Origin of the sequence: Pseudohalioglobus lutimaris (assembly GCF_002866825.1) — a bacterium.
Lineage (GTDB): Bacteria > Pseudomonadota > Gammaproteobacteria > Pseudomonadales > Halieaceae > Halioglobus > Halioglobus lutimaris.
Genome location: NZ_PKUS01000030.1, coordinates 69,560 through 83,251 on the forward strand (window position 1 = coordinate 69,560; position 13,692 = coordinate 83,251).

Genomic DNA, 13,692 nt, shown 5'->3' on the forward strand with positions numbered 1-13,692 from the left:
GGTACCGGGCGCATCGCCCGGCGCAGCACCAGCCTACCGATGGCGCCCCTGTATCTTTACCAGCGCACGCCGGCGGGGGGTTGGTAGCTGTCCAGCACATTGACGTAATTGGCGCGTAGAAATGCGGCTGAATCCGTGGCATTACGCTGACTGACACTTCCCTTCATCTGCTCTATCGAGGTGTATTCACGTTCATCAAGCCACTCTTCCAGGGACTTGAGCACCATCGCCAGGTGACCCGGGCCACTGCGCAGCAAGGCGCTGCACATATGCGTGACATCGGCGCCGGCAAGCAGCGACTTTAGTACATCGTGCAAGTCGTGCACGCCACCGGTAATGCCGAGTGAGCAGTCAGTGCGCCCGAAGAGTATAGCCAGCCAACGGATTCGCATCAGTGACTCCTCCGACGTGGACAGCTCCAGTTTGGGTACGACCTCCAGCGTATCCAGCTCTATGTCGGGCTGATAGAAACGATTGAATACCACCAGTCCATCCGCCCCTGCCTGCTCCAGCCGTTTTACAAAGTTAACTGGCGAGGAGAACTGAGCAGAGAGCTTCATGGTGATGGGGATGCTCACCTCGGCACGGACCGCCTGCAGCACATCGACGTAACGATTTTCTACCTGACAGCAATCCTCGTCAGGTCCGGCAGGAATATAGTAGACATTTAGTTCCAGTGCATCTGCCCCGGCCTGCTGCAGCGCCTGGGCGTAGCTAACCCAACCCCCGGTGGTGGTGCCATTGAGACTGGCGATCACCGGGACCTCCAGCGCACTCTTCAGTGCCTGCAGGTGCTCAAGGTATTGTTCCTCATAGCTGGTGTAATTATCGGGCACGGGATGAAAGCTCTCCGCTTCACCGTGGCCCAGCGATTGGTGGTGAAAGAAACGGGCCAGGCGCGCATCCTCTTCCTCTATTTTTTCCTCGAACAGGGAGTGCATGACCAGTGCGGAGGCACCGGCGTCCTCCAGCCGTCGGGCAGAGTCGAGGTGCTTACTCAGTGGAGAAGAGGAAGGTACCAGCGGGTTTTTCAGCTTCAGCCCCAGGTAATTCGTGCTCAGATCTGCCATCTTATTGCCCTCCCTCTGTTACCGGGGCCACTCCCGGTTTCTGCTTGCCCGCCTTGGCCTGGGCCAGCTCTTCACCGTCAGTCCAGTCCAGCTCCGAAAGCTGTTTATAGTAGTGATAGCGATTGTTGACGAACTGCTGCTCTTCTTCCACCAGCGTCTCGGCCACCTCGGGATGAGTGTGCCAGAGCATGCTGAAGCGGGTCTCGGTCTGCACGTAATCGCGGTAGGGAATGCTGGGCGCCCGCGAATCGATCTTCATCGGTGGCTTGCCCTGTGCAATGTTCGCCGGGTTAAAGCGGAACAGCGGCCAGTGCCCGCTCTTCACGGCCATATCCTGCTGCTGATGGTTGCGCGACATATCCACCCCGTGGGCGATACAGGGCGACAGCGCCAGGATCAGGCTCGGCCCCGGGTGTGCCTCAGCTTCAAGAAACGCATTCAGCGTCTGGGTATCCTTGCCACCGTAAGCAATCTTTGCCACATAAACGTTTTCGTATTCCATCGCCAGCAGGGCCAGGTCTTTCTTGGGCGTGGTCTTGCCGGCGGAAGAGAACTTGGCGACTGCACCGCGCGGCGTCGCCTTGGATGTCTGGCCACCCGTATTGGAGTACACCTCGGTATCCAGCACCAGCAGGTTCACGTCTTCCCCGGATGCCAGCACATGGTCGAGGCCTCCATAGCCAATATCGTAGGCCCAGCCATCGCCGCCAACTATCCACACACTCTTGCGACACAGGTTCTCGCTCAGGGTCAGCAGCTGTCGGGCCAGTGGCGAGTCGATACCCCGCAGCGCGACGTCAAGCTGGGCAACGCGTTGCCGCTGCTCGTAGATACCGGCCTCGCTGGACTCATCGGCTTCGAGAATGGCCCGCACCAATTCCTCATCCAACTGCCCGTGCAGGGCCTGCAGTGATTCGCGCGCCATGTCCCGTTGTTTGTCCACGGCCAGCCGCATACCCAGGCCAAACTCGGCGTTGTCTTCAAACAGCGAGTTATTCCATGCGGGGCCACGGCCGTCGGGCGACGTGGTGTAGGGCGTGGTCGGGAGGTTGCCACCGTAGATGGAGGAACACCCTGTGGCATTAGCCACGAGCATGCGGTCACCAAACAGCTGGGTCGCCAGCTTCACGTAGGGCGTCTCGCCACAACCTACGCACGCGCCGGAGAACTCAAACAGCGGCTGCATAATCATCGAGCCGGCAATCGTGTTGTTCTTTATCGCCCCGCGATCATACTCGGGCAGGGTCTCAAAAAACTGCCAGTTGTCCCGCTCCGACGCACGCAATGCCGGTTGCGGCGCCATATTCAGTGCCTTGCGGCTGACATTGGACTTGTCACGGATCGGGCAGATATCCACACACAGCGTACAGCCGGTGCAGTCCTCTGGCGCCACCTGGTAACTGATGTGATATCCCTCGGGGAAACCCTTTGCCTTAACCGGTGCAGACTTGAAGCTGGCAGGCGCATTCTCCAGCGCAGATTCATGGAAAACCTTGGAGCGGATCGCACTGTGTGGACAGACAAAAGGACACTTGCCGCACTGGGTGCAGATGTCCGTCTCCCAGACGGGAATCTCCAGGGCAAGGTTGCGTTTCTCATAAGCGGCCGTTCCCAACGGAAAGCTGCCGTCTTCAGGCATGTGACTGACCGGGATCATATCACCGCGCCCGGCAATAATTTCTGCAGTGACCCGGCGCACAAACGCCGGCGCATCATCGAGCAGAGAGGCCTCCTCCTCGACTGCGGCACCCACTGCCCCCAGCGGAATCTCGTGCAGGCACGCTAACGTTTCGTCGATAGCCTTGAAGTTAAGCTCGATAATCCTGCGGCCTTTACGCCCGTAAGTTTTCTCCACAGCCTGCTTGATCGATGCGATGGCATCATCCCGGGGCAGTATGCCGGAGATAGCAAAGAAACAGGTCTGCATGATGGTGTTTATGCGTTTCCCCATACCACTGCGGTTGGCCACGTCATAGGCGTCTATGCTGTAGACTTTGATTCCTTTGTCGATAATCTGCTGCTGCATTGTTGCAGGCAGGCCGCCCCAGACCATATCCGCTGCAAGCGGTGAATTGAGCAGGAAAACCGCTCCGGGACTTGCGTAGGAGAGAACGTCGTACTTGTCGAGGAAGTTAGGCTGGTGACAGGCAACAAAGCGCGCATCTCCCTCGCCGATCAGGTAACTGGAACGAATACGATCCGGACCGAAGCGTAGGTGGGAAATGGTAACCGCGCCTGACTTTTTCGAGTCATAGACGAAGTAGCCCTGGGCGAACAGGTCAGTGCTCTCGCCGATGATCTTGATACTGTTCTTGTTGGCGCTAACGGTACCGTCGCTACCGAGACCATAAAAAACAGCCTGAAAGGTTTCATCGTTGGCACGGGTGCGGAACGACGCGTCCCAGTCAAGGCTGGTGTGACTGAGGTCATCGTGAATGCCTATGGTGAATTGATTGCGTGGCTTCGGCTCGCCTATCTGGTCGAATACCGCCTTGATCATCCCCGGGGTAAACTCCTTGGACGACAGGCCGTATCGACCGCCAACCACAACCGGCATCTGCGCAAAGCGCCCCTCCCCGCTCAGTACGTCCTGGGCGATGGCAGTCACTACATCCTTATACAACGGCTCGCCATCGGCTCCGGGCTCCTTGGTGCGGTCCAGCACAGCGATGCGACGCGTGGTTGCAGGCAGCGCCTGCAACAGTGCCGCCGCATCAAAAGGCCGGTAAAGCCTGACTTTCAGCACGCCCAGCTTTTCGCCCTTCTCCACCAGGCAATCAACAGTTTCGTGGACAGCCTCCGCACCGGAGCCCATTAGAATAATGACGCGTTCAGCATCCTCCGCGCCCTCGTACTGGAAAAGGCGGTATTGGCGCCCGGTAAGCTCAGCAAACCGGTCCATCGCAGCCTGCACTATTCCCGGTAATGCCGAGTAATAGGGATTGACCGTTTCCCGGGCCTGGAAATACACGTCCGGGTTCTGCGAACTGCCGCGCAATACCGGGTGAGCCGGCGACATGGCCCGGCCACGGTGCGCGTGCACAGCCTCGTCGTCCACCATACTGCGCACGATTTCTGCAGGCACCTGCTCTAGTTTGGCTACTTCGTGGGAGGTGCGGAAGCCGTCGAAGAAATGTAGAAATGGCACGCGGCTTTGCAGGGTTGCCGACTGGGCGATAAGCGCCATGTCCATCACCTCCTGCGGGCAGTTGGATGAGAGCATGGCGAAGCCGGTCTGGCGGGTAGACATAACATCGGAGTGGTCGCCAAAAATAGACAGGCCCTGACAGGCAATAGACCGAGCGGCGATATGAAACACCGTGGGTGTCAGTTCCCCGGCAATCTTGTACATATTCGGGATCATCAGCAGCAGGCCCTGGGAGGCGGTGAAGGTGGTGGCCAGGGCACCTGCCTGCAAGGCACCATGGATCGCCCCGGCCGCCCCACCCTCACTCTGCATTTCGACAACTCGCGGTATGCTGCCCCAGAGATTGGTCTGCCCGTTGGCAGACCATTCATCGGCGAATTCGCCCATATTGGAAGAAGGCGTGATCGGGTATATGGCAATCACTTCATTGGTTAAGTGGGCAATGCTTGCGGCGGCCTGATTACCGTCGATGGTGACTGTCCTGGCTTGCGACATAATGAACCCCTGATCCCGTGGCGACCAATAACAGTGCTACAGAATAGACGGCTTTGAGGATTGGTTAATTGATCCGTATCAGTCTTGCAGGAGCGGAGTGTCCTCGATGCCGCGCACAGCGATCATTACGGCGCGACTGCAGTTTTTGCGCTGTTTTTCCAGTGCCCGATAGGCGTCACTGGCATAGAAATCGGTGAGCGTATCCATGGAGGGGAAAGCGATGAGCAATAAACACTGCGGGGTAACGGGCCCTTCCAGCACCTCAATCTGGCCACCGCGCACAAGGTAGTGCGCCCCCACCGCTTCGAGTAGCGGACGCAGCGCCTTCTGATACTGCAGGTAGTCCGCTATATCGAATATGTCGACATCGATAATGGCGTAGGCCGTCATTCCCAATCCCAGGCGACTGATAGGTTCTCCCAGTAGGTCACGTTACGCCTGCTAGCGGAAATTTAGTTGTCCTGTGTCAATTTTTCCCCATTTGAAGAATCTCAGGCTTTAGATGGCGGGTGAATCGGTGTTCAGCAAACGATAGGAAAAGCGAGTTTCCAGATCCACTTTCCAGGGCACTCCAGCGACCTCTACGTAAGGGTATACCAAATAGTTAAGCGGCTGTGACTCGCTGGCGGGGCTCAGCACCAGGTCCCTGCCCGTACTTAAATGCACCCTGTCGGCGGGCTGGCTGCCGTAGTAGCGCTCCCTGTCCTGCGGGTGTTTCGCGGCTTCGGATGCATCCACGGGTAGCCAACCGGTGCCGGGCACATACATTTGAACCCAACAGTGATATCCCGACACGGCTCCTTGGAGACGATCAGTGGGCACGGGAAAGCCCATCTCGAATCTGGCGGGAATGCCTTCAGATCGCGCCAGCGCGATGAACAAGGCATGAAAATCCGTACAGTTGCCATAGCGCTCACTGCAGGCCCAGAACGTATCCCCGTTGCCCCAACCGGTACCCACTTTTTTGTACTCCACGTTATCCACCACCCAGTCATAGATAGCTCTCGCGGTGGCCTGCGGCGACTCATCAGCGCGCAGCGCATGCACTTCGGCGCGAATGGGGTCCAGCATCTCATGACCGACAGGGACCAGATTGTTGGACTGCAGATAGCGTTCCCGATCTGTTTCGTCAAGCACCCCCTCCTGAGCCAACACCCTGGAACGCGTCACCGTCCAGGTGAGATCCACGCTGATGGGGCCGTTCACATTGGCCGGACGATGCACACGGTAGTAGCGATTCCCGTAAACCGGCTCCACGCCAATCTCTCCCGGTATGGAAGATTCGATTCGGGTATCGAGAATTTGCTGATGCGCATCTTCCACCGGCAATGGCACATACAGGTCAACCGCGCCATGATTGGGAAACTCGCCTGCCAGCACGCTGTAGGTGAACTCAAAACGGTGTTCAGCCGGCTCCACCGCGGCCGTGGGGGTTGCCATGAGCAGAGACAGAATAATCAAACCGATGTGAAGCACGTTTGGACTCCCTGGATAAAAAGCGACGATTCTAAAGTAATTATCAAACGGCGCGTAGCCCCGCAGCGACAAGCAGCTATAATGCGTGCTTTACACTGTAGCCCCAGAGACAAACATGTCCCTCTTCGACAAAGACAACCAGCCTCTCGGCGAAAAAGAAGCACTTGCGCAGCATATCCAGATGGCGCTTGATACACCGGAGCCAGGTGGGCTGCAGCTGGAGTTTTTTTACCGCATCATTAAAACGCTGTTCAACCCGGTTATCCTCGGCGAGGAGAACCTGCCCGACAAGCCCTGCCTCTTTGTCGGCAACCATTCCCTGTTTGCCCTGGACGGCTGGGTACTCGGGCCCATGTTCTTGCGCGAGCTGGGCCGCTTCCCCCGGGCCATGGGGGATAAATTCCTGTTCACCAATCCGCGTGTAGGCGACCTGGTTCTGCGCAGTGGCGGAGTAATGGGTCATCCCGATGTATGCTCTGCCCTGATGGCGGACGGACGCGACCTGCTGGTGTTCCCCGGCGGGGCTCACGAAGCGGTAAAGTCCGCCCGCGATATGTATGAACTGCAGTGGAAGGAGCGCTATGGCTTCGTCAAGCTCGCTGCAAAAAACGGCTATACCATCATGCCCTTTGGCATGGTTGGTCCCGATGAGTTCTACGGGCATCTCATGGAAGGCGAGGACCTGCCGGAGTCCCCCATAGGCCAGCTACTGAAACGACTGGGGCTGCTCACCGAAGATACGCGCAAGGATATGCTGCCGCCGATCCCGGTTGGTGCGCTGGGCACTCTTTTTCCAAAACCACAGCGCTGTTACATCGGTTTCGGCGAACCGATAGACCTGGCAGCCATGAAAGGCAAGACCCCCACCAAGCGCCAGCAGCAGAGCATTCGCAGCCAGGTTGCAGAGCAGATAGAAACCCAGTTGGCGGAGTTGCTGTTTACCCGCGCGCAAAACCGGGGCCGGGACGGACTACTGCGACGCCTGCTCACGATCTGACAACGGCTACTCCTGCATCACCCTGGCCAGCCGTTCCGGATGCCGCCAGCGACCGCGGTATAGTCTGACAGCGTAGGCCGTGGAGATTGTCAGGAGCATGGCCACGAACACCCACCAGGACACCAGCGGATCCATCTTCCAACGCACGATAACGAAGTACTGTGCCACCAGCATCAGCCAGTGCAAGGAAGTGGAGGTAAACATGATCCAGCGGGTGTCACCCGCACCGCGCAGCACTCCGCTCGCTATAAGGATCACCGCATCGGCCATCATGTAGGTGCACAGGCCGATCATCATCATCGGCGCGAGCGTACGAATCTCATCGAAATAGGCGTCATCGGTGGCAAAGACTTCCACCAGTTCAACGCGAAATATCAGGAAAAGAAGCGCCAATAGACCGGAGTAGGACAAGGCGAGGATAAAACCCGAGGAAATCACCTGATTGGCGCGCTCCATGTCTTCGGCGCCCACGAAACGCCCGATGAGCGTCATTACACCGATACTCAGCCCCATCATCGGTACAAAAGACAACATGTCCCAGTTAAACACGATGGCCATGGACGCCCCCTGCACCACCCCATAACCCTGGAACATCAGCAGGAAAATATTGAAGGTTGCCGTATTCATGAAGCTTTCCAGGGCAGAGGGTGTGCCAAGGCGCAGGTAGCGCCGCATGACCCCCTTGTCCAGGACGAAGGAATCCATCACCGCAAAGCGCAGGCGATGCTGACGGTGAAAGTAGATCGTCAGGTACAGGCCAATAACCAGAAACTGCGCAACAATGGTGCCCAGCGCAGCACCGACGATACCCAGTTCCGGCATTCCCATACGGCCAAAGATCAGCGTCCAGGTGAGCGGTATATTCAGGCAGATACCGGCTATATTCACAGCCATAACCACCTGGGTACGGCCAATCCCGACAAAATATGAAGCCAGGCAGATCTTGATCAGTTGGAAGAAGCTGCCGGCCATCAGCGTATAGTAATAGGCTCGCTCCAGCGGCACCTGCAGCGGATCATGGCCCAGGTGAGGAAACGCCTGCCCCATACCGATGCCTATCAGCGCCAGCAGCGGCAGAGCACATACCGCGATGATAACGCCCTGGGTGACTACCCGGGGGCAACGCTGCATCTGCCCCGCACCATGATACTGCGCGACCAGCGCATTAGCGTAACTGATCAGCCCGATAAATAAGGACATGGAGAAAAAAGCCGCCACGCCGCCGCCCATCGCCGAAGCGACGTGCACCGCATCGATCTGGGCAAGAAACCAGCGGTCGGTGAAAACCATCACCGCAAATGCACCCTGGGAAACCACCATTGGCAGGGAGAGTCGGATCAGTTCCCGCAGGGTTGTCAGGGAAAGCGTGCGCACGCGGTACATGCCTCTATGGCGTTGGTGAAAAAAAGGGGCGCGATTATACCGCCTGACGCACCCTTAACATCCCCCGGGCCGGATTAACGGTAGTATTCACCGCCATTGGCTGCCAGGTATACGAATGAGACCCAGGCCGCCACGTTGTGGGCCAGGTCCTGTGGATCGATTTTATCCAGGGTATCGTTGGGTGTGTGATGCAGGTCGAAGTAGTCCCAACCATTCTGCCTCAGGCCCACCACGGGCACGCCCGCCTCGCGCAAGTACTTCATGTCCGGACCACCCGTGGCGTTATTGTCTCCCGGGCCCGCCCCCATCTGGCGAATCCAGACACCCAGTTCCTGCGCTGCAGCGACGCGCGCCTCGTCCACACCGGTATCAAAACGCCAGATACGCCCCGCACCAAAATCTGACTCCGAGGCAATAATGTGTTGCGACAAAGTCTGAGCATGCCGCTGGGCGTAGGCTTTCGCGCCTACCAGGCCGACTTCCTCCGCACCGAACAGGACAATACGCACCGTGCGCCGCAGACCCCCGGGCCCGGCTACGAGCAAGTGGCGGGCCGCCGCTATCACAATCCCTACCCCGGCACCGTCATCGATAGCGCCTGTGCCCTGGTCCCAGGAATCGAGGTGGGCGCCAATGAGCACAATTTCTCCAGCTGCCTCGGTGCCGGGAATTTCTGCGACCACGTTGCCGGAAGTGCCGGCCGGGCGCTGCTCAGGCGTAAGCAATATGCGCAGGCGCACGCCGTCATGTGCGCGCAGGATGCGCTGTAGCTGGTCCGCGTCTGGCGCCGACAATGCCGCCGCCGGCACTCCCGTGTCAGCGGCTGAATCAGTAAGCCGGCGCATCTGGCCGGTGTGAGCGAAGCGGTGACTACTGGTACCCACAGAGCGGATCAACACGGCAAGCGCGCCTTTCTGCTGCGCCGTATAAGCCGCATTCCGTCGCTTGACGGCAGCGACGCTGTAACCAGAGCCGTCCTGGGTACGAGTCATAACCTCGTCGATGAAAACGATTTTGCCCTGCACCGCCGATACCGGTGCAGCGGCGAGATCCGCAAGACTGGTAAACGCCGCGACTTCGCCTTCAACGCCGTCGGGGCCGGTGGACGTACTGCCCCCCAGCGCTGCAATCACCAGGGGCTGGGGGAAAGGCGCGGTGATCGCCGCTTCTTCCAGGCCGCGTACCCAGACCGGCAACTCAAAGGGTTCAACCCGCACATTGGCAAAACCCAGCGCCGACAACTTCCGCACCGCCCATTGCCGCGCACGCTTCTCCGCCTCGGTACCCGCAAGCCGCGGGCCTACCTCGGTTGTCAGGGATTCCACCAGCCGATAGGCGAGGTCATCAGCAAGGGCTTCGCCAGCCAGTTGTGCGGCCTTTTCCTGCATCTGTGGTGAGATGGTCTGGGCTATCGCGGTCGACATAGAGGCGGCAACCAGCAACAGGGTCACCATCAACCTGTTAACAAACATGGGGAAATCTCCGGATCAAAACAACATGGTAACCGCTGCGCTTTTATGACGACATGTACACATCCAGTACAGGTTTGCCTATACTGGCATGAAACTTTGCCCGGATTGGAAAGATGACTGACGCACCCGCCAAATGGCCTTTTCGCTGGGACCTGTTGCTACGCTATCGTTATATCGAGACCATCGCCTTATGGGAGGGCCGGCTTACCACCCGTCACCTGTGCGATACCTTTGGTATCGGTCGCCAACAGGCCAGTAAAGACATCAACACCTACCTCAGGGAAGTCGGTGTCGGCAATCTTGAGTACGACAAGTACCTCAAGGGATACAAACCTACCGGGGCATTTCATCCGCAGGTCACTCGCGGATTGGCTGACGAGTACTTGCACCTGATGGCACGCAACAACGAACTGATGAACATGTTCGAATCGCTCTCTCTCAACGTTGGCAACGTGGAGGTGCTCAGCCAACCGTTGCGCGACGTGAAGCCGGAGGTACTGCGGCCCATCATGCAGGCCGCGCGCCAGCAGAAGCGTCTGGACTGCGACTACGTCTCCCTCAATCATCCTGACCGTGAGGGACGTATCATCGTCCCGCATACCCTGGTGTATACCGGGCTGCGCTGGCACGTTCGCGCCTGGTGTGAAAAAAACCAGGAATACCGTGACTTTGTGCTCAGTCGCTTCCGCGATATCCCTGAGATCATGGACGAGTCCACGCATGGCGGCTCTGGCGACTCCGAGTGGAACACACAGGTAACCTTGCGCATCACTGCAGACCCACGACTGCAGCCGGCACAGCGCGAGGTCGTGGAAAGCGACTACGGAATGCACGATGGCGTGCTGACGGTCAGCACAAGAGGTAAACTGGTGCCTTACGCACTGAAGCTATTACACATCAACCCCAGGGAAGAACTCGACGACCCCACGGCGCAGCAAATCGTGGTGGCCAACCGCGAGGAAATCGAGCACTGGCTATTCGGGTAAACACCATGAGCAGACATAACCAGTACGAGGATGCCTTCAGTGAACAGGGCTTCTGGAATAAACTGAAAAAGTACGCGAGTGCTGCGGGCCGTGAAGTGGTTGAGAAAGCACTGCTGCTGTTCTATGCCATGCAGGAAGAGCAGGCGCCCGCCTGGGCGAAGGCCACTATTGCCGGCGCACTGGGGTATTTTATCGTGCCCCTGGACGCCATAACCGATCTGACACCTGCCGTGGGCTATGCAGATGACCTGGGCGTACTGGTGCTGGCGCTCGCCGCCGTAGCAAGCTACATCAATGATGATGTCCGCCAGAAAACCGCAGCGCGAATGGAGGCATGGTTCGGCAGCGAAGAAGATGAGCAGCCAGCGGATGGCTGATCCATATCAAGGGACACCGGAGAGATAACTCTTAAGCTCTACCTGTTTCCCGCAAGGAAGGTTCATGATGCGCAAGATCTATACCGTGCTTTCACTGATTACCTGCGCTGTTGCCGCCAATAGTAATTTTGCCGCAACGCCAGACCAGGAAGTATTAATCGCTGAGGCCCAGGGATTAGTTAACGCTTTCGCCGGCAGGCTGAAGCCAGAACTGAAGCAGGCACTCAGCGACGGTGGACCTACCCTGGCCATCGAAGTCTGTGCCAGTCAGGCGCCGAAAATTGCGGACGCTCTCGCCGCCGAATCAGGGTGGTCCGTTAGCCGGGTAAGCCTGAAGGAGCGCAACGCCACCCGCGCAAAAGCGGATGACTGGGAACGGGCAGTACTGGAGGAGTTCGACCAGCGCGCCGCCGCCGGGGAGCCACCGCCTGCAATCAATACCAGCGATATACGCAATGGGCAATTTCGCTACATGCAAGCCCAGGGGGTAGAAGGCGTCTGCCTGCTGTGTCACGGCGAAGAACTCAGTGAAGAAGTGCGCACCTCCCTTGAGCAGTACTACCCGGATGACATGGCCACTGGCTACAGCCTGGGCCAGGTTCGTGGTGCCATCAGCCTGTCCAGAGAGTTTTAATTATGAATCAGAAGTATCTGCGACCCAGCCGGTTCATCGACAGCGATCACCCGGACATTGTTGAACTTGTCCGCTCCCTGGTGGACTCCACTGCCAGCGACCAGGCGAACGCCGTGGCGCTGTATTATTGGGCCCGGGATGAGATTCGCTACAACCCCTACTCTGTTGGTGGCAAACCCGATGATTACCTGGCTTCTACCACACTCCGCACCGGCGAGTCCTGGTGCGTACCCAAGGCGTTGCTTCTGGCCGCCATGTGTCGGGCAGCGGGTATACCGGCAAGGGTAGGCTTTGCCGATGTGCGCAATCACCTCTCGACCGAGCGCATGCGCGAGATGATGGAAACCGACCTGTTTTATTTTCATGGTTACACGTCTGTCTTCCTGAATGGTCAATGGGTCAAGGCAACGCCCGCATTCAACATAGAGCTGTGTGATCGCTTTGGTTTGCTCCCGCTGGAATTTGACGGGACCCAGGACAGCCTTTACCACTCATTTGATCGCGCTGGTAACCGGCACATGGAATACGTTAATGATCGCGGAGAACACCTTGACCTGCCCTACGACGAAATGATGGGCGTATTTCGCCTCCACTACCCGAAAATGATGCAGGCACTGGGCGCCGCCGACATGCAGCCTCAGCAGTGGAACGATGACGTCGACAGCGAGGTACAAAAGCAGCCTCTGCCAGCCTCGTAAACGATGGTGACTGGCTTCAGGGGCCCACGACCCCGGTCTGGTAGGACGTCAGGTCTATCAACTCCAGTTCATCCAGCCCGACCGGCTGACCACTCAACCACATCACCAGACGGCTCCCGTCGGTGAAATAAGGGTCACCGGTCAGGTTCCCGCGGGGTTGTTCGTAGGCTGCAGCGCCGACTCCGCCTATGTAGCCAAAGGCCTTCAGTGCCTGATTGAACCCGAGATCCTCCAACAGAAACTCACGGGTTTCATCGACGTCAGGGTCAATCTTGTGGGTAGTGATCGTTTTGCGGGTAAAGCGCACCCCAATATCACGACTGATCTGGCCCAGCCACACCGGCTTGCCCTGGTGCAACAGCGGCGTCATCCAGAGACGCAGGTGATTGCGCTCGTGGATACTGCTGCGCGCACGTTGGAAGGCAGCATCCTGCGGTCTGCCGAATACGTACAGTGCACTCACCGGGGAGTAGCGATACCGCCCGCCACTCAGCGCGGAGACTGCCGTTTTCCACAGCGACGCGCCGTAAATAGTTTCGGTTTCATCCCAGCCTGCCCGCATAAAGGCATAGTACAGCTCCTCTGGCTCGCCAATAATAACCAGGTTCAGCGGGTCACCCTTGTCACGACCCGCGGCGTCGCGCACGCAGCAGGGCATGGACTCGAGTTCAGCCACCAGTTGCGCCGTGCTGACTTCACGCAGTTCACCCGGTGAATAAAGGCGCTGCGCATCCAGTTCATAGTGATCTATCTTCAACCCTGGCACGGGCACAAAGAAGCTCATCAGATGGACTTCACCCTGACCTACCACGTCAACATTAAAGGACTTGGTACCCTCGTCCACGCGACTGAAAACATAGCCCGACTGTATACTGTGCGGTGGCACCGCCAGGGTCTTGTGACCCGTCTGTTCATATTGCTGGGCTACAGCCTCCAGTGGATTGTTGCGACTGCGA

At 58.2% G+C, this 13,692-nt stretch carries 12 protein-coding genes; 5 read left to right on the top strand and 7 right to left on the bottom strand.

The genetic code is table 11. The annotated features are described in order from the left end of the window. Positions 1-56: 56 nt before the first annotated feature. From C0039_RS17510 to C0039_RS17525, 4 genes are all read right to left on the bottom strand, one after another. Positions 57-1,070, bottom strand: coding sequence for a dihydroorotate dehydrogenase-like protein (locus C0039_RS17510; RefSeq protein ID WP_101518802.1), 1,014 nt, complete (start codon positions 1,068-1,070; stop codon positions 57-59). 1 nt (position 1,071) lies between these two features. Beyond that, complete coding sequence (gene nifJ, locus C0039_RS17515) at positions 1,072-4,713, bottom strand: pyruvate:ferredoxin (flavodoxin) oxidoreductase (RefSeq protein ID WP_101518803.1); 3,642 nt, start codon at positions 4,711-4,713, stop codon at positions 1,072-1,074. A gap of 78 nt (positions 4,714-4,791) precedes the next feature. Further along, a complete protein-coding gene (locus C0039_RS17520; protein WP_076001100.1) occupies positions 4,792-5,103 on the bottom strand; it encodes a DUF1330 domain-containing protein in 312 nt (103 codons plus the stop codon). 108 nt (positions 5,104-5,211) lie between these two features. Further along, a complete protein-coding gene (locus tag C0039_RS17525; RefSeq protein ID WP_101518804.1) occupies positions 5,212-6,189 on the bottom strand; it encodes a transglutaminase-like domain-containing protein in 978 nt (325 codons plus the stop codon). Positions 6,190-6,304: 115 nt separating this feature from the next. Here C0039_RS17525 and C0039_RS17530 point away from each other — a divergent pair, with 115 nt between their 5' ends. Beyond that, positions 6,305-7,186 (top strand): lysophospholipid acyltransferase family protein, encoded by an 882-nt coding sequence (locus C0039_RS17530; protein ID WP_076001098.1) that lies wholly within the window; start codon positions 6,305-6,307, stop codon positions 7,184-7,186. Positions 7,187-7,192: 6 nt separating this feature from the next. On the opposite strand, the gene C0039_RS17535 is transcribed toward C0039_RS17530, so the two are convergent. Both C0039_RS17535 and C0039_RS17540 read right to left on the bottom strand, forming a co-directional pair. Continuing rightward, positions 7,193-8,560: an MATE family efflux transporter gene (locus C0039_RS17535; protein ID WP_243391649.1), complete on the bottom strand. Its 1,368-nt coding sequence runs from the start codon at positions 8,558-8,560 to the stop codon at positions 7,193-7,195. Between the two features lie 83 nt (positions 8,561-8,643). Then, positions 8,644-10,041: a M20/M25/M40 family metallo-hydrolase gene (locus C0039_RS17540; protein ID WP_243391650.1), complete on the bottom strand. Its 1,398-nt coding sequence runs from the start codon at positions 10,039-10,041 to the stop codon at positions 8,644-8,646. Between the two features lie 113 nt (positions 10,042-10,154). Between C0039_RS17540 and C0039_RS17545 the strand changes: the two genes are divergently transcribed. From C0039_RS17545 to C0039_RS17560, 4 genes are all read left to right on the top strand, one after another. After that, positions 10,155-11,027 (top strand): helix-turn-helix transcriptional regulator, encoded by an 873-nt coding sequence (locus C0039_RS17545; RefSeq protein ID WP_076001097.1) that lies wholly within the window; start codon positions 10,155-10,157, stop codon positions 11,025-11,027. A gap of 5 nt (positions 11,028-11,032) precedes the next feature. Next, entirely contained in the window at positions 11,033-11,404 is a 372-nt protein-coding gene (locus C0039_RS17550) for a YkvA family protein (protein ID WP_076001096.1), read from the top strand. 64 nt (positions 11,405-11,468) lie between these two features. Further along, positions 11,469-12,038, top strand: coding sequence for a Tll0287-like domain-containing protein (locus C0039_RS17555; RefSeq protein ID WP_084179809.1), 570 nt, complete (start codon positions 11,469-11,471; stop codon positions 12,036-12,038). Positions 12,039-12,040: 2 nt separating this feature from the next. Next, positions 12,041-12,736, top strand: a complete 696-nt coding sequence (locus C0039_RS17560) for a transglutaminase-like domain-containing protein (protein WP_076001095.1) — start codon at positions 12,041-12,043, stop codon at positions 12,734-12,736. Between the two features lie 16 nt (positions 12,737-12,752). On the opposite strand, the gene C0039_RS17565 is transcribed toward C0039_RS17560, so the two are convergent. Continuing rightward, positions 12,753-13,692 (bottom strand): LssY C-terminal domain-containing protein (locus C0039_RS17565; protein WP_101518805.1); only part of this gene is annotated, 940 nt, incomplete at its 5' end.